We start from the raw sequence: 21,028 nt of genomic DNA on the forward strand, positions 1-21,028 counted from the left end.
CCCGGGGCATAAAAAAAGCCCCAGCAAAGCGCCGGGGCCTGGTACGAGCAAACATCACATTGGGCGACATGATGCGCGGTTAAAAACTGTTGTCGTCTCAGGCGGCCGTTTTTGCGGCAGCCAGCACGGCTTTCATTGCTGCCACCACGTCGCCATCAACGCAGTAGCGGTTAAACTCATCGGCTTCGGCATCGGCGCTCATCGACACGCCTGCTTTACGGTAGCGCATCATGGATGCGACGCTCTGGCCTGCGGAGCTGTGCACCTCGTCAATCCCGGCTTCAACAAACTTTTGCAGGTTGCTTAAACGCACCCCTGCACCCGCCATAATGATTGGAGCACGGGAATGCTGTTTTAGTTCCCTAAGGAGTGAAAGTCCTGCTTCAGCATTCTGCTGCTGCCCGGAAGTCAGGATGCGCGCAACGCCCAAATCGGTTAGCTGCTCAAGGGCCGCAACGGGGTTGTGGCACATATCGAATGCGCGGTGGAAGGTCACCGCCATGCCGCGGCTGGCTTCCATGACCTGCTCCATACGCGGCATATCAATATGCCCTTCCTCATCCAACATGCCGATCACCAGCCCGGCGTAACCCAGCTCGCGCACGAAGGCGATGTCTTCGAGCATCGAGGCGAACTCGCGCCCGGTATAGCAAAAATCCCCGCCGCGCGGGCGAATAATAGGGTGTACGGGAATCGAAACCAGCTGCTTTACTTTTCGCAGCACGCCTGCTGAAGGCGTCAGCCCCCCTTCTTTTGGCGCCGCGCACAGCTCAATGCGGTCCGCCCCGGCCCGTTCAGCCGTCAGGGCACAGTCGATGCCATAACAGCATATTTCCAGCTTAGCCATTGATTACTCCTTAAAAATCTTCTGCTTTGCGGTTGTGCCATGGGATCAGAGTGATAATCTGAAACGATGTTCACACAGGGGTAAACTATCATGACATTCAATTTCGACGAAGGGATCGACCGGCGTCACAGCGACAGCGTGAAGTGGAACAAATATGGTCACGACGTGCTGCCTATGTGGGTGGCCGATATGGACTTTCGCTCGCCGCCCTGCATCCTGGAGGCCCTCCACCGGCGCGTCGGGCACGGCGTTTTCGGCTATGGCGACAGGCCCCATGAGCTCATCGACGTCGTTATCGAACGCATGGCCAGCCGCTACCAGTGGCAGATAAAACCAGAATGGCTAGTTATCCTGCCGGGCGTAGTGGCCGGGTTAAACCTCAGCGTTCGGGCCTTTACTGACGCAGAGGCGGCGACGATTGCCCCCACGCCGATTTACCCACCCTTTAAAAAATCTTCCGCTTTTGCCGCGCGCCCGCAGCTTAGCGCCCCGCTGCAGCTCGACGACGGCCGCTGGAAAATAGATTTAACCTCGCTTAGCGCGTCGCTGAGCGGCAAAGAAAAACTGCTGATGCTGTGCAACCCGCAAAACCCCGGCGGCACCGTCTATCGGCGCGAAGAGCTTGAGCAGCAGCTGGCCTTCGCCCGGCGTCACGATTTGCTTGTCTGCTCCGATGAAATTCATTGCGACCTGCTTCTTGAACCCGGCGTAAAACATATTCCCTTCGCCACCTTAAGCGCCGATGCCGAACAGCGCTCCATTACGCTGGTTTCGCCGTCCAAGACGTTCAATATTGCCGGCCTTGGCGCTTCAGTCGCTATTATTCCCAACCCTGAGTTGCGCAAGCGCTTTAACAGAACGCGCGACGGCATTGTACCGAGCGTTGACGTACTGGCCTTAACCGCGGCAACCGCCGCCTGGCGCGACGGCGAGCCGTGGCTACAGGAACTGCTGCCCTACCTGCGCCGCAACCGCGACAGGCTGGCCGGGGCCGTTAATAGTCTGCAAGGCCTGCAAATGACGGCGCCGGAAGCGACCTATCTGGGCTGGGTGGACGCAAGCGGTTTAGCGGTAGAGAACCCGACGCTGTTCTTCCAGAAGGCGGGCTTAGGCTTCTCGCCGGGCGCCGATTTTGGCGAAGCGAAATTCGTGCGGATAAACTTTGGCTGCACTTCGGCGACGCTTGAGGAGGCCATCAGTCGGATGACGGCGGCGGTTAACGCCCGGTAAGCGCGTCCCGCCGCGCGAAATTATTCCTGCTCGCTGGCAACGATCTCTTCAATGCTCCAGGGATGGAATTTGATAGTGACTTTACCGTCGGTGACCGCAAGCGTTGGGTTGGGCAAGCGTTCGCGCTCCCCTTTTGGCGAGCTGGTTTTCACGGAGATGCCCGTCTGGCGTAAGCCGGCGTCGGACATCAGCTCCAGCGCCCGCGCGTTAAGCTTTTGCGGGTCGCCCGGCAGCACGATTTCAACATGCTCCCAGCCTTCGTGCGGATAGCGCTTTTCGCCCGGCCACGGCAGCTCGACGATGGTGAACCGCCAGTGCTCAACGCAGACCGGCTCGTCGAGACGGAACAGGCAAATGGGCCGATCGTTGATGATATTTTCCGACAGCAGCGTACCGCATTTTTCAAGGCCGTTGCGCCAGCGCTCGGCGGTTGCGTTCTGATGGCAGCGCAGCGAAATGTGATCGGCATCAAGAGTTGCGATCTCCAGATCCAGGCGCGCGGCAAGTTCGCTTAACGCTTGTGTAAAACGCGGGAGATCCGCTGAAATATCATTCAGTTCTGCAATTGTCTGCCAGTTGGCCATGGCGTCGTCCTCTTAGCTAACGAAGGGGGCTAATCTACCTGTTTACGCAAGCCGCACCAACACCCCCCGCGCGCGAAATGGAATGAATGGTTATTCACTATACCGTTGATATTAGTTCAGGGCGCGCGGGGCAAGGCTTTTGCTGACGAAGGCGAATAAATAAAGTTATACTTACGCCCTTATTTTATCCCCCACGATACGGCTGTCGTAACGACACGGCGGCCCTTAGCAAAATGTAAGGTATCCCCGGTGAATATTCAGGCTCTTCTCTCAGATAAAGTCAGTCAGGCGATGGTTGCCGCAGGCGCGCCTGCGGATTGCGAACCCCAGGTTCGTCAGTCAGCCAAAGTCCAGTTCGGCGACTACCAGGCCAACGGCGTGATGTCCGTTGCCAAATCCCTGGGCAAGCCGCCACGACAAGTCGCAGAGTCCGTTATCGCTAATCTGGATCTGACCGGGATCGCCTGCAAAGTTGAAATCGCCGGGCCTGGCTTTATCAATATCTTCCTTGACCCGGAGTTTCTGGCTAAAAGCGTCGATGCCGCCGTCGCCTCCGAGCGCGTCGGCGTAAATACCGTTGCGCCGCAAACCATCGTCGTTGACTACTCCGCGCCGAACGTGGCGAAAGAGATGCACGTCGGCCACATCCGCTCCACCATCATCGGCGATGCGGCGGTGCGCACCCTGGAATTCCTCGGTCACAAAGTTATCCGCGCCAACCACGTCGGCGACTGGGGCACGCAGTTCGGCATGCTGATTGCGTACCTTGAAAAGCAGCAGCAGGAAAACGCCGGTGAAATGGCGCTGGCCGACCTGGAAGAATTCTATCGCGCCGCGAAGAAACACTACGACGAAGACGAAGCCTTTGCGGAACGCGCGCGCGGTTACGTCGTCAAGCTGCAGGGCGGCGATGAATACTGCCGTGAGATGTGGCGCAAGCTGGTCGACATCACCATGGCGCAGAACCAGAAAACCTACGACCGTCTTAACGTGACGCTGACCCGCGACGACGTCATGGGCGAAAGCCTGTATAACCCAATGCTGCCGGGCATAGTAGCGGACCTGAAGGAAAAAGGTCTGGCGGTGGAAAGCGAAGGCGCAACCGTGGTGTTCCTGGACGAGTTCAAGAACAAAGATGGCGATCCGATGGGCGTTATCATCCAGAAAAAGGACGGCGGCTATCTTTACACCACCACCGACATCGCCTGCGCGAAATACCGTTATGAGACGCTGCACGCGGACCGCGTGCTTTACTTCATCGACTCCCGCCAGCACCAGCACCTGATGCAGGCGTGGACCATCGTGCGTAAAGCCGGCTACGTGCCGGATTCCGTCACCCTGGAACACCAGATGTTCGGCATGATGTTGGGTAAAGACGGCAAGCCGTTTAAAACGCGCTCCGGCGGCACGGTAAAACTCACCGATCTGCTGGATGAAGCAATGGAGCGCGCGCGTAATCTGGTGGCGGAGAAAAATCCGGACATGCCGGCCGCCGAGCTGGAAGCCCTGGCAAACGCGGTCGGCATCGGCGCGGTGAAATACGCCGACCTGTCGAAAAGCCGCACCACGGACTACATCTTCGACTGGGACAACATGCTGGCCTTCGAAGGCAACACCGCCCCGTATATGCAATACGCCTATACCCGCGTGCTTTCCGTCTTCCGTAAAGCCGCGCTCGATGAGGCCGAGCTGCTTAAGGCGCCGGTGGTGATTACTGAAGATCGCGAAGCGCAGCTTGCCGCGCGCCTGCTGCAGTTCGAAGAGACGCTGAACGTCGTCGCCCGCGACGGCACCCCGCACGTCATGTGTTCTTATCTGTACGATCTGGCGGGTCTGTTCTCAGGCTTCTATGAGCACTGCCCTATCCTTACCGCAGATTCTGAACAAGCCCGCAACAGCCGCCTGAAGCTGGCGCTGCTGACGGCGAAGACCCTGAAGCTGGGTCTGGATACGCTGGGTATCGAAACCGTCGAACGCATGTAACAGCAAAAGGCCCGTTCGTTACCGACGGGCCTTTTTTCATTCGGCTTAGCGAATGATCCCCCGCACCGAACGCGCAAAGAACCCGTCAAAAAACGCCATTACCGGATAGTCACTCGCCATCAGCATCAGCGCCTTTTTAACTTCGTCTATCGCCCGCGACTGGTGATAGAGCATTTCATAGAACGTATAAATCAGATCCTGCTGGTACTTTTCTAACGCGAGAAAAACGTTCGACTGCTCATTAACGCCCGTCGGTACCGCGCGGTTACCGGCGGCCATCACGAACGGCGGCACGTCCTGCACAACCGCGGACTGGTTGGCGATGCGGGCATTCGCCCCCAGCACGCAAAACTGGTGGATGGCGCACATAAAGCCAACCTGCGCCCTGTCATTGAGCTCCACGTGCCCGGCAAGGCCGCTGTTATCGCCAATCAAGGTGCCGTCGCCAACGATACAGTCATGGCCGATGTGTACGCTATTGCGAAAGCGGTTATCGTGGCCAACGAGAGTGGCGTTCCTGCCCTGAACCGTCCCCCGGTGAATGGTCGCGTTTTTACCAATCTGGTTTCTGTCGCCAATCACAAGCGTCGTGGGTTCGTTTGCGTATTTAAGATCCTGATTCACTTCGCCTACGGAGGCAAACTGGCCGAAAGTATTGTCGCGGCCGATGGTCGTCAGGCCGTTGATTACCGAATGGGAGGCGATAACCGTGCCCTCGCCGATAACAACGCCTGCGGAAATCACGCAAAAAGGGCCGATGATGACGTGCGCGCCGATAACGGCGCCGGCTTCCACCAGGCTGCTGCCGGCGATTCGGGCTAAGGAAGAGATGGACATCGGGCAATCCTGAAGAAGGTGCAAAAGGAGAGAAAATAACCGGCAAGAGGCCAATTGAGTCGCACAAGCATATTGAAATAGCGCCGCGATTACGTCTTATATATTTTCTTTATTTTTTGAACTTAACCGGGAAGGTCGAATGTCGGGCGGCGCTCACGCCTGCCCGACCTGCTGTGAACCGAAGGTTTTATAGGGTGGATAAGCGAAAGCGCCATCCACCGCTACGCCTACAGGTAAATGCGCAGATACTCGCCCAGGCACAAAATCGCCATCGCCTGGCCGTAGGGCATGGAGGTCAGCGGGATCTGACGATAGAAATCCAGATCGCCGCCCATGCCCGTTCCGAACGATACCTGCAGCAGCTCGCCTTCCGGCGAGATATTCTGCACGATGCCTTTCATCGCCTTTTCAGCCGCTTCTTTATACTGCGGGCCGAGGTAGCGCTTGCGCATGCCTTTCAGGATGCCGTAGGCAAAGCCGGCGGTTGCCGAAGCTTCCAGATAAGAATGCGCATCGTCAAGCAGCGTATGCCACAGGCCGCTGTCGTCCTGGCAGCGGACCAGCGCCGCCGTCTGGTTTTCCAGCACCTGCAGCAGATAACGGCGCACGGCGTTATCCTCCGGTAAATCCACCAGCTCAAGGAAATCCGGGATCGCTATGGTCAGCCAGCTGTTGCCGCGCGCCCAGCGGGCACGGGCAAAGTTATGGTTGCCCTCATAGTTCCAGCCGTGAAACCACAGCCCGGTTTCCCTGTCCATCAGGTTCTGCACGTGCAGCAGGAACTGGTAGGTGGCCTCCTCGACGTAGTGCGGACGATTGAGCAATTTGCCGATCTTCGCCAGCGGCAGCACCGTCATCATCAGCGTGTCGTCCCACATTTGCTGATGGTTCTCTTCTGCCAGCGTAATATGCTGCATGCCGCCGTGCTCGGTGCGCGGCATCTCATACATCGCCCATTCGGCCCAGCTTTCCAGCCACGGCAGCCAGGACGGATCGCGCGTTTCTTCATAGCGGTACGCGAGCGTCAGAAAGGGCGCCATGGTATTGACGTTTTTGGTGGTCGCGCCTTCGGCGAAACGGTCGGCGAACCAGCCGTCGATAATCTGCCGCATCTTCTCATCGCCCGTCTGGCGATAGTACTGATACATGCCGTACAGGCCCACGCCGTGCGTCCACTCCCAGCCGGCCCAGCCTTTGGTGTCGATCACGCGGCCGTCGTCCAGGCGCAGCAAAAACTGGCCGGTTTCATCTTTGATATTGATCAGGTTGTCCGTCACCTTGTGGATCAGGCTTTTTAATTCATCCCGGGCAATAAAGCGCTCCGGCTGGCGTAGTTTAGGGCTGTGCCTGACGGGGTAAATAATCATTAGCTTAACCTCTGAGTAGCGTTCGAATTCGCGTTCATCGCCGCGGCCTGTTTCAGGGTCGGCGCGGCGGGTTTGTGGTGGTTGAGGTAACCGATATTGTTGTTACCCCAGAGATTTTCATAAGGCATGCCCGCCAGCATTTCGACGGTGGCGCGAGCCTGCGGCGTAATGTCTTCCGGCACCGCGCGGTTGGCGAGGCGCATTTTGGCGGTCTCTTCGCGCAGCACGCTATGGGTTTGCAGGTTGAGCCTGAAGCGCAGGGAAATCAGGAAACCGCACGCCAGCACGCCGACGGTGCCAAAGCTCAGGATCATCAGGATGGTGTGGCTGACCGCGGGCGGCTGCGTCGCCTGGCCGGAGACAAAACCGGACAGCTGCATCACGATACCCACCAGCATGACCGCGCCGGCCTGCGAAGCCTTACGCGTAAGCGTCATGATGCCGGCAAAGATCCCCTCACGGCGCTGGCCGGTAATCACTTCATCCACGTCGGCGATATAGGTGTAGGTGTTCCACGGCACGTAGTTGATGCCGCCGCGTCCCAGACCGGCGATAGCGGACACCAGCAGCAACAGCGAGAACGCGTCGCCCAGGCCCGCGTAAAACAGCACGGCGTAAGAGATGGAGCTCAGGCCGAACAGCACGACGACCATGCGATACGACGGCGCCGGGCCGTATTTGATGCACAGCGGGATCATGCCGATAACGGAGATAAACTGCAGAATCGCCATGGTGCCCAGCAGGCTGGAGGCGGTGGAGGCGCTGTGCATCAGCACGAACACCACATAGTAGGTAAAGACGGCGTTGAACACGTCCTGCGCGATATAGCCGCCCAGGTACATGCCCAGGTGCTGACGGAAAATCTTGATTCGCAGCGTCGAGGTCAGCTCCACGTTCAGGCGCTTCATGCTCTGGGCAAAGGTCAGGCTTTTCTTCTCTTCTTCCGCGCGCAGCGCGGCTTCCGTCCACTCGGCACGCGGCCGCTCCCAGGTGAAAAGCCACACCAGGGTCAGCACGATGGCGCACAAAGTCGCGAACACCAGGCTTGCGTAGAAGAAAGATACCGCGTTGTCTTTGCCGAAATGGTTCAACAGAATGCCCGGCAGGAAGGCCGCAAGGATCGCCGAGAGCTGCGCCATAGAAATACGCGCGCCGGAAAATTTGGTTTTCTGCTTAAAGTCATCGGTCATTTCCGGCACCAGCGTTTCGTAAGGCACCAGAATCATGGTGTAGACCACGTCAAAAATCAGGTAGGTTACCAGGTAATACCAGTAGCTCATCTCCCCTACCCACATAAAGCTGTAGCTGAAAACCAGAGGTATCCCGAGCAAAATAAAGAACTTACGCCGGCCGAAGCGTTTTCCGAGCCGGGTCGAGCCGAAGTTATCGGTTAAAAAGCCCATCAAAGGGCTGACCACGGCGTCAAGCACCCTCGCCAGCGCAAAGATAAAGGTGGCCTCGATGGGCGTCAGTCCGCAGAAGGTAGTATAAAAGTACAGCAACCAGGCCGCGGTCAGCGCTGTGGTTCCGGCCCCCAGGAAGTCGCCCGCCCCGTAGGCGAGATAGTTCGCCAGCCCAATTTTACGTTTTTTCATCGCCGTCAACCCCGTTGCTTTTGTTATGGGAGATTGCACCTCACGGCCCCGGACGGGCCTGCGAGAAATCTGTCACGGCTAAAGTAAAAGTATGGGGCGCGAGAAACCTTTTCGTTTTTGCCACCCCTTTGCCGATGCTGGCAAAATTACAAAGAGTCTCGGCATCCGCATCCCGATTTATAAAACACGGGTTTATTTTTATCAAAAGCGGGAATTAAAAATGAGAGGTAATGACGGGAATGGCGCAACAACCGTGCGCCCTTTATTGGCGGTGCCGGATGAGATTTACGGGGGTAAGCGAAGCGTCATCCAGGGGACCGCCCACTCAGCGATAGTTCACGATCACCTGGTTGCTCTGCACGCGCAGCGGCGGGAAAAGCTTACCTCCGCCCGGCACTTCCCAGATAAACCGCAGCGGCTCGCCGGCGGCCACGTTGGTTAAGCCGCGCGTCGTGCCGCTCTGCCCTTCAATCGGCACGCAGCGCGTCGTTGAACAAAGCCTGACCAGCAGCCCGCCGGGCGTGGGGCCATTGAGCTCGTAGCGCCAGGCGACCAGCGTCATCACGCCGCTGCCAACCGGCTGCGACGGCGCCAGCGCGCGGGACGAGGCGGCAACGCCGCGATTGCCAAGAGTGACCCCTGGGCCGCTGGCCTGCCAGCTGCCTTCACCGGCGGCCTGGGCGAACAGGGGCAACAGCACAAGCGCCAGCAGCGTACGCATTATTTCGCTCCTATCGTCGCGGTCATACGGATATTGCGGTTGTCCGACAGCTCAAGGCTTGACAGCACAACCAGCTGCGGCAGGGTGCGGCGCAGGAAGCGAGCCAGCAACGGACGCAGCGCGTGGTTAACCAGCAGCACCGGCGGCGCGCCCAGCATTTCCTGACGCTGCAGGGCTTCCTGGCTTTGCTCCAGCAGGCGGTCCGCAAGGCCTGGCTCCAGCCCGCTGCCGCCCTGCAGCGCCTGCAGCAGCAGACGCTCAAGGGCGGTATCCAGCCCGATAACCTGCACTTCGCCCGTGCCCGGGAACCACTGCTGGGTAATGGCGCGGCCGAGGGCCACGCGCACCACGGCGGTTAATTCATGCGGATCGCTTTGTATCGGCGCATGCTCCGCCAGGGTTTCCAGAATGGTGCGCATATCGCGGATCGGCACTTTTTCGGCCAGCAGGTTCTGCAGCACCTTATGCAGCGTGGTCAGCGTCACGACGCCGGGCACCAGATCTTCGGTGAGTTTCGGCATCTCCTGGCTGACGCGGTCGAGCAGCTGCTGCGCTTCCTGGCGGCCAAACAGCTCCGGCGCGTACTGGCCAATCAGGTGGTTCAGGTGCGTCGCGACAACGGTGCTCGCCTCAACGACGGTAAAGCCCTGGATCTGCGCCTGTTCTTTCAGCGCGCTTTCAATCCAGGTCGCCGCAAGGCCAAAGGCGGGATCGATTGTCGCCTCGCCAGGCAGCGTTCCGGCTGCGGTGCCCGGGTTAATCGCCAGCCAGCGCCCCGGATAAGCTTCGCCGGCGCCGATTTCCACGCCCTTCATCAAAATACGGTAGCGTGCGGGCGGCATGTCCATATTGTCGCGAATATGCACTACCGGCGGCAGGAAGCCCATATCCTGCGCGAACTTCTTACGAATACTGCGGATGCGGCCGAGCAGCTCGCCGTCCTGCTGGAAATCCACCATCGGGATCAGGCGGTAGCCCACCTCCATTCCCAGCGAGTCTTCAAGCTGCACGTCGTTCCAGGTCGCTTCCACCGCCTGCGGATTCTCCGGCATTTTTACCGGCGCCGGCGCCGCAGGGGCGGTCATCTGGCGTCCGCGCATCCACCACGCGAGGCCCAGCAGCGCGGCGGTAAACAGCAGGAACACAAAGTTCGGCATGCCCGGCACCATGCCGAGCAGGCCCAGCACGCCTGCGCTTAACAGCATCACGCGCGGGTTGTTGAACAGCTGGGTCACCATCTGCTCGCCGACGTCCTGATCGGTCGCCACGCGGGTTACGATAACGCCCGCCGCGGTGGAGATGACCAGCGCCGGTATCTGCGCAACCAGGCCGTCGCCGATGGTCAGCAGCGTATAGCTTTCCGCCGCCGCGCCCACCGCCATATCGTGCTGCAGCACGCCGACCAGCAGGCCGCCGATGACGTTAATCACCATGATCATCAGCCCCGCCACGGCGTCGCCGCGCACGAACTTGCTCGCCCCGTCCATCGAACCGTAGAAGTCCGCTTCCTGGGTGACTTCAGAACGGCGTTTTTTCGCTTCGTCTTCGCCAATCAGCCCGGCGTTAAGATCCGCGTCGATCGCCATCTGCTTGCCCGGCATCCCGTCGAGCACAAAGCGCGCGCCGACCTCTGCGATTCGTCCGGCGCCCTTGGTGATAACCATAAAGTTGATGATCACGAGGATGATAAACACCACGATGCCGATGGCGAAGTTGCCGCCCACGAGGAAGTGGCCGAAGGCCTCAACCACGCGCCCGGCCGCGCCCGCGCCGGTGTGGCCTTCCATCAGGATGATACGCGTCGAGGCCACGTTCAGCGCCAGGCGCAGCAGCGTGGTAAACAGCAGGATGGTCGGGAAGGCGGCGAACTCGAGGGTCTTCTGGGTAAACATCGCCACCAGCAGCACCATGATCGACAGCGCGATGTTAAAGGTGAACAGCAAATCAAGCACAAACGCCGGCAGCGGCAGCACCATCATTGACAGGATCATCAGGATAAGTATCGGCCCGGCAAGGATTTGCCATTGCCCGGATTTCATGTTGCCAGGCAGACGCAATGTAGCGAGCAGATTAGCCATCGGTGTTCTTCTCATTCGCAAAGTCCAGTGCTTCTGGCACCGGCAGGTTTTCAGGTTTTTTCGGGATCAGTCCGCCCGCCACGCGCCAGCGGCGCAGCTGCCAGACCCAGGCCAGCACCTCCGCCACCGCGGAATAGAGCTGGCCGGGTATTTGCTGGCCAATTTCAGCGTGCCGGTAAAGCGCGCGGGCAAGCGGCGGCGCTTCAAGCACCGGAATACGGTTTTCATTGCCAATTTCGCGAATGCGCAGCGCAACCAGGCCGGCGCCTTTGGCCAGCACCTTTGGCGCGCTCATTTTTTTCTCATCGTACTGAAGCGCCACCGAATAGTGCGTCGGGTTGGTGACGATCACGTCGGCCTTCGGCACATCATTCATCATGCGGCGGCGGGCAATCGCGCGCTGCTGCTGGCGGATACGTCCCTTGACATGGGGATCGCCCTCCTGCTGCTTGTATTCGTCGCGAATATCCTGGCGGCTCATACGTAATTTTTTGATATTGCTAAAGATCTGGAAAAATACGTCAAAGCCCACCATCGGCACCAGGCCCAGCACGATCAGCAGGCCGCAGGCCGCCACTATATTCAGCGCGTGGCGCAGCGCGGCAACGGGCGGTTCGCTCATCAGCCGCATCATCTCCGGCCAGTTGTGCAGCAGATACCAGGCGGTGACCGTCCCTACCAGCGTTGCCTTCAGGAAAGCCTTTAGCAGCTCGGCGCCCGCCTGGGCTGAGAACAGGCGTTTGAGGCCGGGCAGCGGGTTAAGCTTGCTGAACTTAAAGGAGATGGATTTACCGCTAAACAGCAGGCCGCCAAGCAGCATCGGCGCGGCTATCGCCACCAGCACCAGCCCGCTCATCAGCGGCAGCAACGCCCACACGGCCTGCTTAATCAGCAGGCTTATCTGATTCACAATCAGCCGCGGGTCGTTAATAATTTTGTGATCGAAGTGCAAACCGGCGGACAGCATGGCGGCAAGATGGCGCGCCAGCGGCTCGCCCCCCATCCAGATAATGCTTAAGCCGGCCAGCACCATCAGCAAAGAGGTTAATTCGCGGGAACGGGGAATCTGCCCGTCTTCACGCGCTTTCTCAAGCCGGTGGGGCGTGGGGGCTTCTGTCTTTTCCTGGTCGCTCTCTTCAGACACCGCATCAGTCTCATGGCCGCAATTTCTACGACAGCATGCCAGAGCGCCGTTGGGCTAATGCAGGGAAAATAAGGGGATTTATGCGTCTGTTTTGGCGTTAAAACCAGGCCACCCTCTTAAGCATGGCAAAAGAGGGTGACGAGATTTATCGGGTGGCTCAACGCCGGCGCCGTCCGCCGCCGGGTTAAAATCCTAAGCTGTCCAGCAAGTCGTCAACCTGGTCCTGGCTTGCGACCACGCCCGCGGCGGTAACGTCCATCTGCGGACCGTTGAGCAGGCCGTCGTTAACGCGTTTAGCGCGCGCGTCCGGCTCCGGCATATTTTCCAGCAGCACCATTAACAGCTGGCGCTCAATCTCCTGGATTACGTCCATCATGCGCTTGATAACCTGACCGGTCAGGTCCTGGAAATCCTGCGCCATCATGATTTCCAGCAGCTGCGCGTTGGTAAAGCTGGTGTGCTCCGGCACGCCCGAGAGGTACTTGCGGGTATCGGTCACCAGCTCTTTCGCATCGCTTAGCTCAATAGGATTTTCGAACCAGGCGTCCCAGCGTCCGGTCAGGGCTTTCGCGCCGGACTCCAGCTTGTTCTGGTGCGGCTGAGAAAGCTCAACGCAGTTCAGCGCGCGCTCGGCGGCCTGCGCGGTCATCTGCACCACGTAATCCAGGCGATCGCGGGCGTCCGGAATGGCCTCCGCCGCTTCGGCGATGGCCTGATCCAGACCGAGCTCGCGCAGGCTGTCGCGCAGCATGCGGGTCAGGCTGCCAATGCGCGCAATGATATCTGTAGGCGACTGATGTAGCTCCATCGCCGGGTTTGTCGATGAGTGCATATGCCCCTCCTTACATGCCAAGCTTTTCGAAGATCTTGCCCAGCTTCTCTTCCAGGGTCGCGGCGGTAAACGGCTTCACAACGTACCCGCTGGCCCCGGCCTGTGCTGCGGCGATGATGTTCTCTTTTTTCGCTTCCGCAGTGACCATCAGTACCGGCATCGCCGCCATGGCGCCATCGGCACGAATGGTTTTCAGCAGCTCAAGGCCGTCCATGTTCGGCATGTTCCAGTCGGAGATGACGAAACCAAAACCGCCGGCCTGCAGCTTGTTCAGCGCATCCACGCCGTCTTCCGCTTCCTCGACGTTGTTAAAACCCAGCTCTTTCAGCAGGTTACGTACGATGCGACGCATGGTAGAAAAATCGTCTACCACCAAAAATTTCAGCTCTTTGTCGGCCATAAAATCCGGGCTCCTTTGTTAAATACGTATTGCCTGTCCGGCACTAATTTTCGCCAGCATTTGCTGGCTTACCTGGCTTAAATCGACCACTTCGCTGACGCCACCGCTATTGATGGCCTCACGCGGCATGCCGAACACCACACAGCTTGCTTCGTTTTGCGCCAGGGTCCAGGCCCCGGCCTGGTGCATCGCCAGCATCCCGGCGGCACCGTCATTACCCATTCCGGTGAGGATCACGCCCACGGCGTTACGCCCGGCAAATTTCGCCACCGAATGGAACAGCACGTCCACGGCCGGGCGATGCCGGTTCACGGGCGGGCCGTCATGTAATTTGATTTGATAGTTCGCGCCGCTGCGCGACAGCTCCATATGCTTATCACCGGGCGCGATATAGGCGTGGCCGGGCAATACGCGCTCGCCGTCTTCTGCTTCTTTCACCGAGATCTGGCACAGCTTATTTAGCCGTTCGGCGAAAGAGCGGGTGAAGCCCGGCGGCATATGCTGCGTAATCAACACCGCCGGGCTTGAAAGCGGCAGCGGCTGCAGCACGTGGCGAATAGCTTCCGTGCCGCCGGTAGAAGCGCCGATGGCAATCAGCTTTTCGGAACTGAGCAGCGGACCGGCTTTAAGCTGCGCGGGCGCCGCGGCGGGCGCCGCCAGCTTCGCCTTCGCGGCGGTACGAACCTTCTCGGCGATGGTTTCGCTGTAGGCGAGCATCCCTTCGCGAATGCCCAGCTGCGGCTTGGTGACGAAATCTATCGCCCCCAGCTCCAGCGCGCGCAGCGTCACCTCCGAGCCTTTTCCGGTCAGGGACGACACCATCACCACCGGCATCGGACGCAGGCGCATCAGCTTTTCGAGGAAGTCCAGCCCGTCCATGCGCGGCATCTCCACGTCCAGCGTCAGCACGTCCGGGTTAAATTTTTTAATCAGATCGCGGGCAACCAGCGGGTCCGGCGCCGTGGCAACCATTTCCATGTCGCTGTGGCTGTTAATAATTTCTGTCATGATCTGGCGCATCAGGGCGGAGTCATCAACGGACAGCACTCTTATTTTTGTCATGATCTTTCCTTACTCAGCCCGTAAACCGTCTGGCCACGCAGCCAGAAATCACGACTGAGGTTGCTGAAGTTCTCTGAATGTCCGGCAAACAGTAACCCGCCCGGTTTTAACAGGGGTACAAAGCGGCTTAAAATGTCCTGCTGTGTCGTTTTATCAAAATAAATCATAACGTTACGACAGAAAATCGCATCAAAGGGGCCCGGCACCGGCGCCTGTTTATCCAGCAGGTTGATGCTGGCGAATTCAATGTGGCTGGCCAGTTCGCTCCTGACCCTGACCAGCCCTTCGTGCGGGCCGGTTCCACGCATGAAATAGCGCTGCATCTGCTGCGCAGAGAGCGTTTTCAGCTCCTCCTGGCGATAAACGCCGCTTTGCGCCTTCTCTAACACCTGGGTGTCGATATCGCTGGCAAACACCTTCCAGCGCCCCGGCGCCATGCCCAACACATCGGCAAGCGTAATCGCGATAGAGTACGGCTCTTCCCCGGTGGAAGCCGCGGCGCTCCAGATGCGATACTCGCCGTTGCGCTTGCGCGCATGGTCCGCGAGCACCGGGAAATGGTGGCCTTCGCGGAAAAACGCCGTCAGGTTGGTGGTCAGCGAATTGACGAACGCCTGCCACTCCGCGCTGTTGGGGTTGGACTCCAGCATGCCCAGGTAGCGCCCAAAGTCATCAAGCCCTAAGGTGCGCAGGCGGCGAACCAGGCGGTTGTAAACCATATCCCGCTTGTGGTCCGCCAGCACAATCCCTGCGCGTTGGTATATCAATTGACATATCCGACGAAAATGCGTGTCGGACAGCGGTAGACGCTGTGTCATCTGTAACATTAATGACGTTTGTCCAAAGGACTGGGGTGATGTCATAGCGCCTTCTCAGTCACAATCATGGGGTGGCCAGCACCCCGGAGGTTTCGATTTCCCCGGTTTCACGTTGATCTGCAACGTTTGCCAGTTTAAACACAGAGACTACACCGGTTAAGTGTTCAGCCTGGTTGGCCAGGGCATCGGTTGCGGCTGCCGCTTCTTCTACTAAGGCGGCGTTTTGCTGCGTAACCTGATCCATCTGGCTTACTGCCTGAGCGACCTGCTCAATTCCCCGGCGCTGCTCGTCCGACGCCGAAGCAATTTCTCCCATAATGTCGTTCACCTGCGTTACGGAACGCACGATTTCAGCCATAGTCGTGGCCGCCGAATCCACCAGCTGCGAGCCCTGCTGCACCCGGTCGACGGACTCTTCGATCAGCACTTTGATCTCTTTTGCCGCCTGCGCGCTGCGGCTTGCGAGGTTGCGCACCTCACCTGCCACCACCGCAAAGCCGCGCCCCTGCTCGCCGGCGCGCGCGGCTTCTACCGCGGCGTTCAGCGCCAGGATATTGGTCTGGAAGGCAATGCCGTCGATAACGCTGGTGATATCGCCAATTTTCTGCGAGCTGCCGGCGATTTCATGCATGGTGCGGGCCACGTTCGCCGCCTGCTGTCCGCCCTGCTTCGCCGTATCCGCGGCGCTGCGGGAAAGCTGCGCGGCCTGACGGGCGTTATCGGCGTTCTGGCCGACGGTCGCCGTCAGCTGCTCCATGCTGGCGGCGGTTTCCGCCAGCGAAGCGGCCTGCTGCTCGGTACGCGCCGAAAGATCGTTGTTGCCGGCCGCGATTTCGGCGATGCCGGTATGCATGGCGCTGCTGCCGGCACGCACTTCGCTCACCGTCCCTTTGAGCGACTCCTGCATATTTCTCAGGCTGTGAAAAATCTCCGAGATTTCGTTACGCCCGAAGACGGCGACGGGCTTCGCCAGATCGCCTGCCGCAATGCGGTCAAAGTGGTTACGCACAATCGCCAGCGGCTGTACGATCATCTTGCGCGACCAGGCAAGGGAACCCAGCAGCATCAGGATGGCAATCACCGTCACGCTGCCAAAAATTACCGCGGAGATATGATAGTTTTCCTGGCTGTCGCCGCTGGCCTCGGCCACGATATCGTTGATGCTTTGCTGCCAGGCGTTGAAGTTGGCGTCAAAAATATCCTGCGACTTCTGCACCGGCGCGCTCAGGAAATCGGAAAGCTGATTGCTCTCAAGCCAGGTGGACTGATGCTGTAAATCATCGCGATAGGCGGCGTAGCTCTGCTTCGTTGACGCCATCATCTCCTCGCCTTCTTTGCTGGTCGGCGGGATTTCCATAAACTGGTTGAACAGCATGTCCGCCTGCTTGAGGCTGCCGCGCGCGTTCGCCATCAGGCGCTTAATATCCTCCGGCGGATAGCTCAGGGCGGTCAGCGTACCGGCGCGGCTTAAGGCGGTGCTGGCCTGCAACAGGGCCGCCCGGCTTTGGGTTAACGTATCCCGCTGTTGATTACTCGCCTCGACCATCCTGAGGTTTTGAAAATCATTACGAAAAGCCCAGAAGGACAAGCCATTACTGCCAATCTGCAGCAGGCCGCAGAGGATCAAAATCAAAAACAGACTGGTCGAAATTCGGATACGGTTTAACATCAAAGCTTCCCTCGGCCGGCACGTCTGCCGGCGTTCATTAGTGGTCAGAAAGGGTGATTAGAATGTTTCCCAGTTATCGTCCCCGCCGGCGACGGCTGGTTTGCGCACGGCAAGGTTCGCAGCGCCGGCCGTAGCGACGGCTACAGGCGCGGCGGTAACCCGCGGCCCGGCGCCTTCGGTCTCCAGACGAAAAGCGGCGACGGACTGGGTAAGCAGGCTGGCCTGCTCTTCCAGCGCCGCCGCGGCAGAGGCGGACTCTTCCACCAGCGAGGCGTTCTGCTGGGTTACGCGATCCATCTCTGAAACGGCAAGCGCCACCTGGTCGATGCCGCGGCTTTGCTCATCGGAAGCGGAAGCGATTTCACCCATGATGTCGGTGACGCGCGTTACCGCGCTGACGATATCGCTCATGGTTTCCCCGGCGCTTTCCACCAGCACGGAGCCGGTATCCACGCGGGAGACGGAATCTTCAATCAGGGATTTGATTTCTTTGGCGGCCTGCGCGCTGCGGCTTGCCAGGTTGCGCACCTCTCCTGCCACCACCGCAAATCCGCGTCCCTGCTCGCCGGCGCGCGCGGCTTCTACCGCGGCGTTCAGGGCAAGGATATTGGTCTGGAAGGCGATGCCGTCGATAACGCTTGTGATATCAGCGATTTTCTTCGACGAGCCGGCGATTTCGTGCATGGTTTTCACCACGCCGTCGACGACCTTCCCGCCGCGAGAAGCGGTTTCGGAGGCGCTTAACGCCAGCTGCGAAGCCTGGCGGGCATTCTCGGCGTTCTGCTTCACGGTGGCGGTGAGCTGCTCCATGCTGGCGGCGGTTTCCTCAAGCGAGGCGGCCTGCTGTTCGGTGCGCGATGACAAATCGTTATTGCCCGCGGCAATTTCGGTCGCGCCGCTGTAAATGGCGTCGGAACCTTCGCGCACGCTGCCCACGGTGATAATCAGCTCCTGCTGCATATGCCGCACGCTTGCCGTAAGCTCGCTTATCTCGTTGCGGCCCTGCGCGACGATATTTTCCGTCAGGTTGCCGCTGGCGATTTCACGGATATGGCCGATGACGACGGACAAAGGTTTCAGCAGAATATTGCGAATGCCGAACCACACCAGCACGATGACCGCAGCAAGGGCTAAGGCGAGGCCGCCCATCTGCCATTTGGCGAAGCTGTAATCGGCGTTGCTGGTGAGATAAGTCTGCTCGTAGTTGCTTTCATTAAGGGCCAGATACTGCTTGAAGACTTTCTCGAGGGCGTTTTGCAGCCCCTGGGTAGGCTGGGCGAAATAGGCGTCCAGGTTCCCGCTTTCCAGATAGCCAATCAGCTCGCTGAGCGCCTGATGATAATTCTGGTAATCGACATCGATGCTTTTCACCACCGCGTCCATTTCCGCCGACACCGACGGAATCTGCCTGAAGGCCGCGTAATGCTTGCCTGATTCAGCAAGCGTCGCCTTCGCGGTGTTGAGCAGATCGGTTTTGGCCGCGCTCTGGCCGTTGCTGGCGTCCAGCAGGGCGCGAGCCGACGAACGGCTGAGGTTAATGCGCGTTTGCAGCATCAGGTCCCAGGCAAAGTGCAGCTCGGATTGTTGAACCCGTAACTCACGGGTAATTCTGGAGTTATCGTTATTATCTTTTAAAGCGTTAAAAAACATTCCGCCCGACATGAGCTGCAGCAGGGCAAACACTACCAGCACCATCATCAGCATGGTGACAACGCGAATACGGTTCAACATATAACACCCTATGAATGACTTGATATCAGGGTTATCGGCATGCGCCAGGGGAACTTTACGTGAAATTAGGATGAGTCTTATTGGTTCAATAAAGCGGTAAAAACAACAAAGACAATAAAAAGTAAAAAATTGTTGAATCTGCCGGCGCTTTGCTTCAGTTTATGCCCTGCACATTTGTTGGACAATTATAAAAAAAGCATAGCGCTCAACAAGTTGCGTATTTGTTAATCTTAATCATCACAGGGGTTATTACGTAAGTGGCAAGCTCAAACAAACTCACGTTATTCATTATCTTATTTATGATCGCGGGCATTCTTAGCGGGGCGGCAATTCATGAATACGCCGCCGCCGACACCGTTAAAAACTACGCCGACAACATCACGCTGTTCACCGATATTTTCCTTCGCCTGATTAAAATGGTTATCGCCCCGCTGGTCTTCAGCACGCTAACCGTCGGCATTATGCGCATGGGCGAAACCGCCACCATCGGCCGCGTAGGCGGCAAAGCCATGGTGTGGTTTGTCTCTTCTTCGGTGCTGTCTATCCTCGTGGGGCTGTTTATCGTCACGCTGCAGCATCCCGGCGCCGGCATGAATCTGCAAATTCCGCAGGGCGACGTGCAGACCGGCCTTGCGGTCAGCGGCATGTCGCTAAAAAGCTTTATCGCCCATACCTTCCCTACCAGCATCGCCGGCGCGATGGCAAACAACGAAATTTTGCAGATCGTGGTGTTCTCGCTGTTCTTCGGCATCGCGGGCGCATCGCTTGGCGAGAAGTTTAACTCACCGCTGGTCGCCGCGCTGGACGTGGTTTCGCACATTATGCTGAAGGTGACGGGCTATGTGATGTATGTCGCGCCGCTGGCCATTTTCGCGGCTATCTCCTCGGTTATCGCCACCGAAGGGCTGGGCATTTTGCTTAACTACGCCTCCTTTATCGGCGGCTATTACCTGGCGATAGTGCTGACCTGCATGGTGCTGATTAGCGTCGGCTATATGGTGCTTAAGGGCGATATCTTCCGCCTGCTGGCGATGCTAAAAGATCCCGTGCTGGTGGCCTTCACCACCAGCAGCTCCGAAGCGGCCTACCCTAAAACGCTCGATCAGCTCACCCGCTTCGGCTGCTCGCGCAACATTGCCTCGTTCGTGCTGCCGATTGGCTACTCCTTCAACCTGGTCGGGTCGATGGTCTACTGCTCGTTTGCCTCGATGTTTATCGCCCAGGCGTACAATATCCACCTCTCCTTCTCGGAAATCCTGGTGCTGATGTTAACCCTGATGCTGGCTTCCAAAGGCATTGCCGGGGTGCCGCGCTCGGCTTTAGTGGTGCTGGCGGCGACCATTCCGAGCTTTAACATTCCCGTGGCGGGGATTTTACTGCTGATGGGCATCGACCATTTCCTCGATATGGGCCGCTCGGCGATCAACGTGCTGGGCAACGGCGTCGCCACGGCGATGCTATCGAAAAACGAAGGTTTGCTTGAAGAGACGGCTGCGATTGGGGAAGAAATAGAGGCTTAACTGCGGGATTTGCAGGGCGGATGGCGCAGGCCCTGTCCGCCCTGTAAGAAATGCAGGGTGGATAAACGAAGCGCTATCCACCGCGAAAGTTACTTAAGCTACGCGGCTGGCCGCCACGTCGACCAGCGCCATTTCTTCGCTGTTCAGCAGCTTCTCAATGTTCACCAGAATCAGCATACGGTCGCCAAGCGCGCCAAGGCCGGTCAGGTATTCGGTAGAAAGCGTGACGGCGAACTCCGGCGCCGGACGAATCTGCTCGGCGGTCAGCGACAGCACGTCAGAAACGCCGTCCACCACTATGCCTACCACGCGCTGGCCGAGGTTGAGCACGATAACCACGGTGTTTTCGTTGTACTCAACGTCGCTTTGCGCGAACTTCACGCGCAGGTCCAGGATCGGCACTATTACGCCGCGCAGGTTGGTGACGCCCTTAATGAATGCCGGAGTGTTGGCAATACGGGTAACCTGGTCGTAGCCGCGGATCTCCTGCACTTTCAGGATGTCGATACCGTACTCTTCGTCGCCGAGAGTAAACACCAGGAACTCCTGACCGGACGGCTCGCCGGTCAATTTTGTCACATTGGTTAATGCGTTCATTTGCGTACCTATT

General features: G+C 58.6%; 18 protein-coding genes. 3 read left to right on the forward strand and 15 right to left on the reverse strand.

Annotation, left to right across the window (positions count from 1 at the left end):
- Positions 1–97: 97 nt before the first annotated feature.
- The gene (gene cutC, locus WLO32_RS12365) at positions 98–847 is read right to left on the reverse strand and encodes a copper homeostasis protein CutC (protein WP_435945409.1); all 750 of its coding nucleotides are present in this window, start codon (positions 845–847) and stop codon (positions 98–100) included.
- A gap of 90 nt (positions 848–937) precedes the next feature.
- Between cutC and WLO32_RS12370 the strand changes: the two genes are divergently transcribed.
- A complete protein-coding gene (locus tag WLO32_RS12370) occupies positions 938–2,077 on the forward strand; it encodes a MalY/PatB family protein (protein ID WP_435945410.1) in 1,140 nt (379 codons plus the stop codon).
- 20 nt (positions 2,078–2,097) lie between these two features.
- Here WLO32_RS12370 and WLO32_RS12375 read toward each other — a convergent pair whose 3' ends face one another.
- Positions 2,098–2,661 (reverse strand): VOC family protein, encoded by a 564-nt coding sequence (locus WLO32_RS12375; protein WP_435945411.1) that lies wholly within the window; start codon positions 2,659–2,661, stop codon positions 2,098–2,100.
- A gap of 249 nt (positions 2,662–2,910) precedes the next feature.
- Here WLO32_RS12375 and argS point away from each other — a divergent pair, with 249 nt between their 5' ends.
- On the forward strand, positions 2,911–4,644 hold the full coding sequence (gene argS, locus WLO32_RS12380) for an arginine--tRNA ligase (RefSeq protein WP_435945412.1): 1,734 nt from the start codon (positions 2,911–2,913) through the stop codon (positions 4,642–4,644).
- Positions 4,645–4,689: 45 nt separating this feature from the next.
- Here the strand turns inward: argS and lpxA are convergent, their stop codons facing one another.
- The 12 genes from lpxA to tar form a co-directional block, all read right to left on the reverse strand.
- Complete coding sequence (lpxA, locus tag WLO32_RS12385; RefSeq protein WP_435945413.1) at positions 4,690–5,481, reverse strand: acyl-ACP--UDP-N-acetylglucosamine O-acyltransferase; 792 nt, start codon at positions 5,479–5,481, stop codon at positions 4,690–4,692.
- Positions 5,482–5,708: 227 nt separating this feature from the next.
- Positions 5,709–6,848, reverse strand: a complete 1,140-nt coding sequence (locus tag WLO32_RS12390; protein ID WP_435945414.1) for a glycoside hydrolase family 88/105 protein — start codon at positions 6,846–6,848, stop codon at positions 5,709–5,711.
- Positions 6,848–8,443 (reverse strand): MFS transporter, encoded by a 1,596-nt coding sequence (locus WLO32_RS12395; RefSeq protein ID WP_435945415.1) that lies wholly within the window; start codon positions 8,441–8,443, stop codon positions 6,848–6,850. Before WLO32_RS12395 ends, WLO32_RS12390 begins: the two co-directional genes overlap by 1 nt.
- 325 nt (positions 8,444–8,768) lie before the next feature.
- Positions 8,769–9,164, reverse strand: a complete 396-nt coding sequence (gene flhE, locus WLO32_RS12400; RefSeq protein ID WP_435945416.1) for a flagellar protein FlhE — start codon at positions 9,162–9,164, stop codon at positions 8,769–8,771.
- Entirely contained in the window at positions 9,164–11,242 is a 2,079-nt protein-coding gene (gene flhA, locus WLO32_RS12405) for a flagellar biosynthesis protein FlhA (RefSeq protein WP_435945417.1), read from the reverse strand. The genes flhE and flhA overlap by 1 nt, the downstream gene beginning before the upstream one ends.
- On the reverse strand, positions 11,235–12,386 hold the full coding sequence (gene flhB, locus WLO32_RS12410; RefSeq protein WP_435945418.1) for a flagellar biosynthesis protein FlhB: 1,152 nt from the start codon (positions 12,384–12,386) through the stop codon (positions 11,235–11,237). Before flhB ends, flhA begins: the two co-directional genes overlap by 8 nt.
- 184 nt (positions 12,387–12,570) lie before the next feature.
- Positions 12,571–13,218, reverse strand: coding sequence for a protein phosphatase CheZ (cheZ, locus tag WLO32_RS12415; RefSeq protein WP_435945419.1), 648 nt, complete (start codon positions 13,216–13,218; stop codon positions 12,571–12,573).
- Between the two features lie 10 nt (positions 13,219–13,228).
- Positions 13,229–13,618 carry a chemotaxis response regulator CheY gene (gene cheY / locus WLO32_RS12420; protein WP_121269051.1) on the reverse strand — a complete coding sequence of 130 codons (390 nt, stop codon included), beginning with the start codon at positions 13,616–13,618 and terminating at the stop codon, positions 13,229–13,231.
- 18 nt (positions 13,619–13,636) lie between these two features.
- Positions 13,637–14,680 carry a protein-glutamate methylesterase/protein-glutamine glutaminase gene (locus tag WLO32_RS12425; RefSeq protein ID WP_435945420.1) on the reverse strand — a complete coding sequence of 348 codons (1,044 nt, stop codon included), beginning with the start codon at positions 14,678–14,680 and terminating at the stop codon, positions 13,637–13,639.
- Positions 14,677–15,543, reverse strand: a complete 867-nt coding sequence (gene cheR, locus WLO32_RS12430; protein ID WP_435945421.1) for a protein-glutamate O-methyltransferase CheR — start codon at positions 15,541–15,543, stop codon at positions 14,677–14,679. The genes WLO32_RS12425 and cheR overlap by 4 nt, the downstream gene beginning before the upstream one ends.
- 19 nt (positions 15,544–15,562) lie before the next feature.
- A complete protein-coding gene (locus WLO32_RS12435) occupies positions 15,563–17,167 on the reverse strand; it encodes a methyl-accepting chemotaxis protein (RefSeq protein WP_435945422.1) in 1,605 nt (534 codons plus the stop codon).
- A gap of 57 nt (positions 17,168–17,224) precedes the next feature.
- On the reverse strand, positions 17,225–18,898 hold the full coding sequence (gene tar / locus WLO32_RS12440) for a methyl-accepting chemotaxis protein II (protein WP_435945423.1): 1,674 nt from the start codon (positions 18,896–18,898) through the stop codon (positions 17,225–17,227).
- A 257-nt stretch (positions 18,899–19,155) separates the two neighbouring features.
- On the opposite strand from tar, the gene WLO32_RS12445 reads away from it, so the two are divergent.
- Positions 19,156–20,418: a dicarboxylate/amino acid:cation symporter gene (locus tag WLO32_RS12445; RefSeq protein WP_435945424.1), complete on the forward strand. Its 1,263-nt coding sequence runs from the start codon at positions 19,156–19,158 to the stop codon at positions 20,416–20,418.
- A 93-nt stretch (positions 20,419–20,511) separates the two neighbouring features.
- Here WLO32_RS12445 and cheW read toward each other — a convergent pair whose 3' ends face one another.
- Complete coding sequence (cheW, locus tag WLO32_RS12450; protein WP_435945425.1) at positions 20,512–21,015, reverse strand: chemotaxis protein CheW; 504 nt, start codon at positions 21,013–21,015, stop codon at positions 20,512–20,514.
- Positions 21,016–21,028: the final 13 nt, after the last annotated feature.

It is taken from the genome of Dryocola mayonis (assembly GCF_051307045.1).
Taxonomy (GTDB): Bacteria; Pseudomonadota; Gammaproteobacteria; order Enterobacterales; family Enterobacteriaceae; genus Dryocola.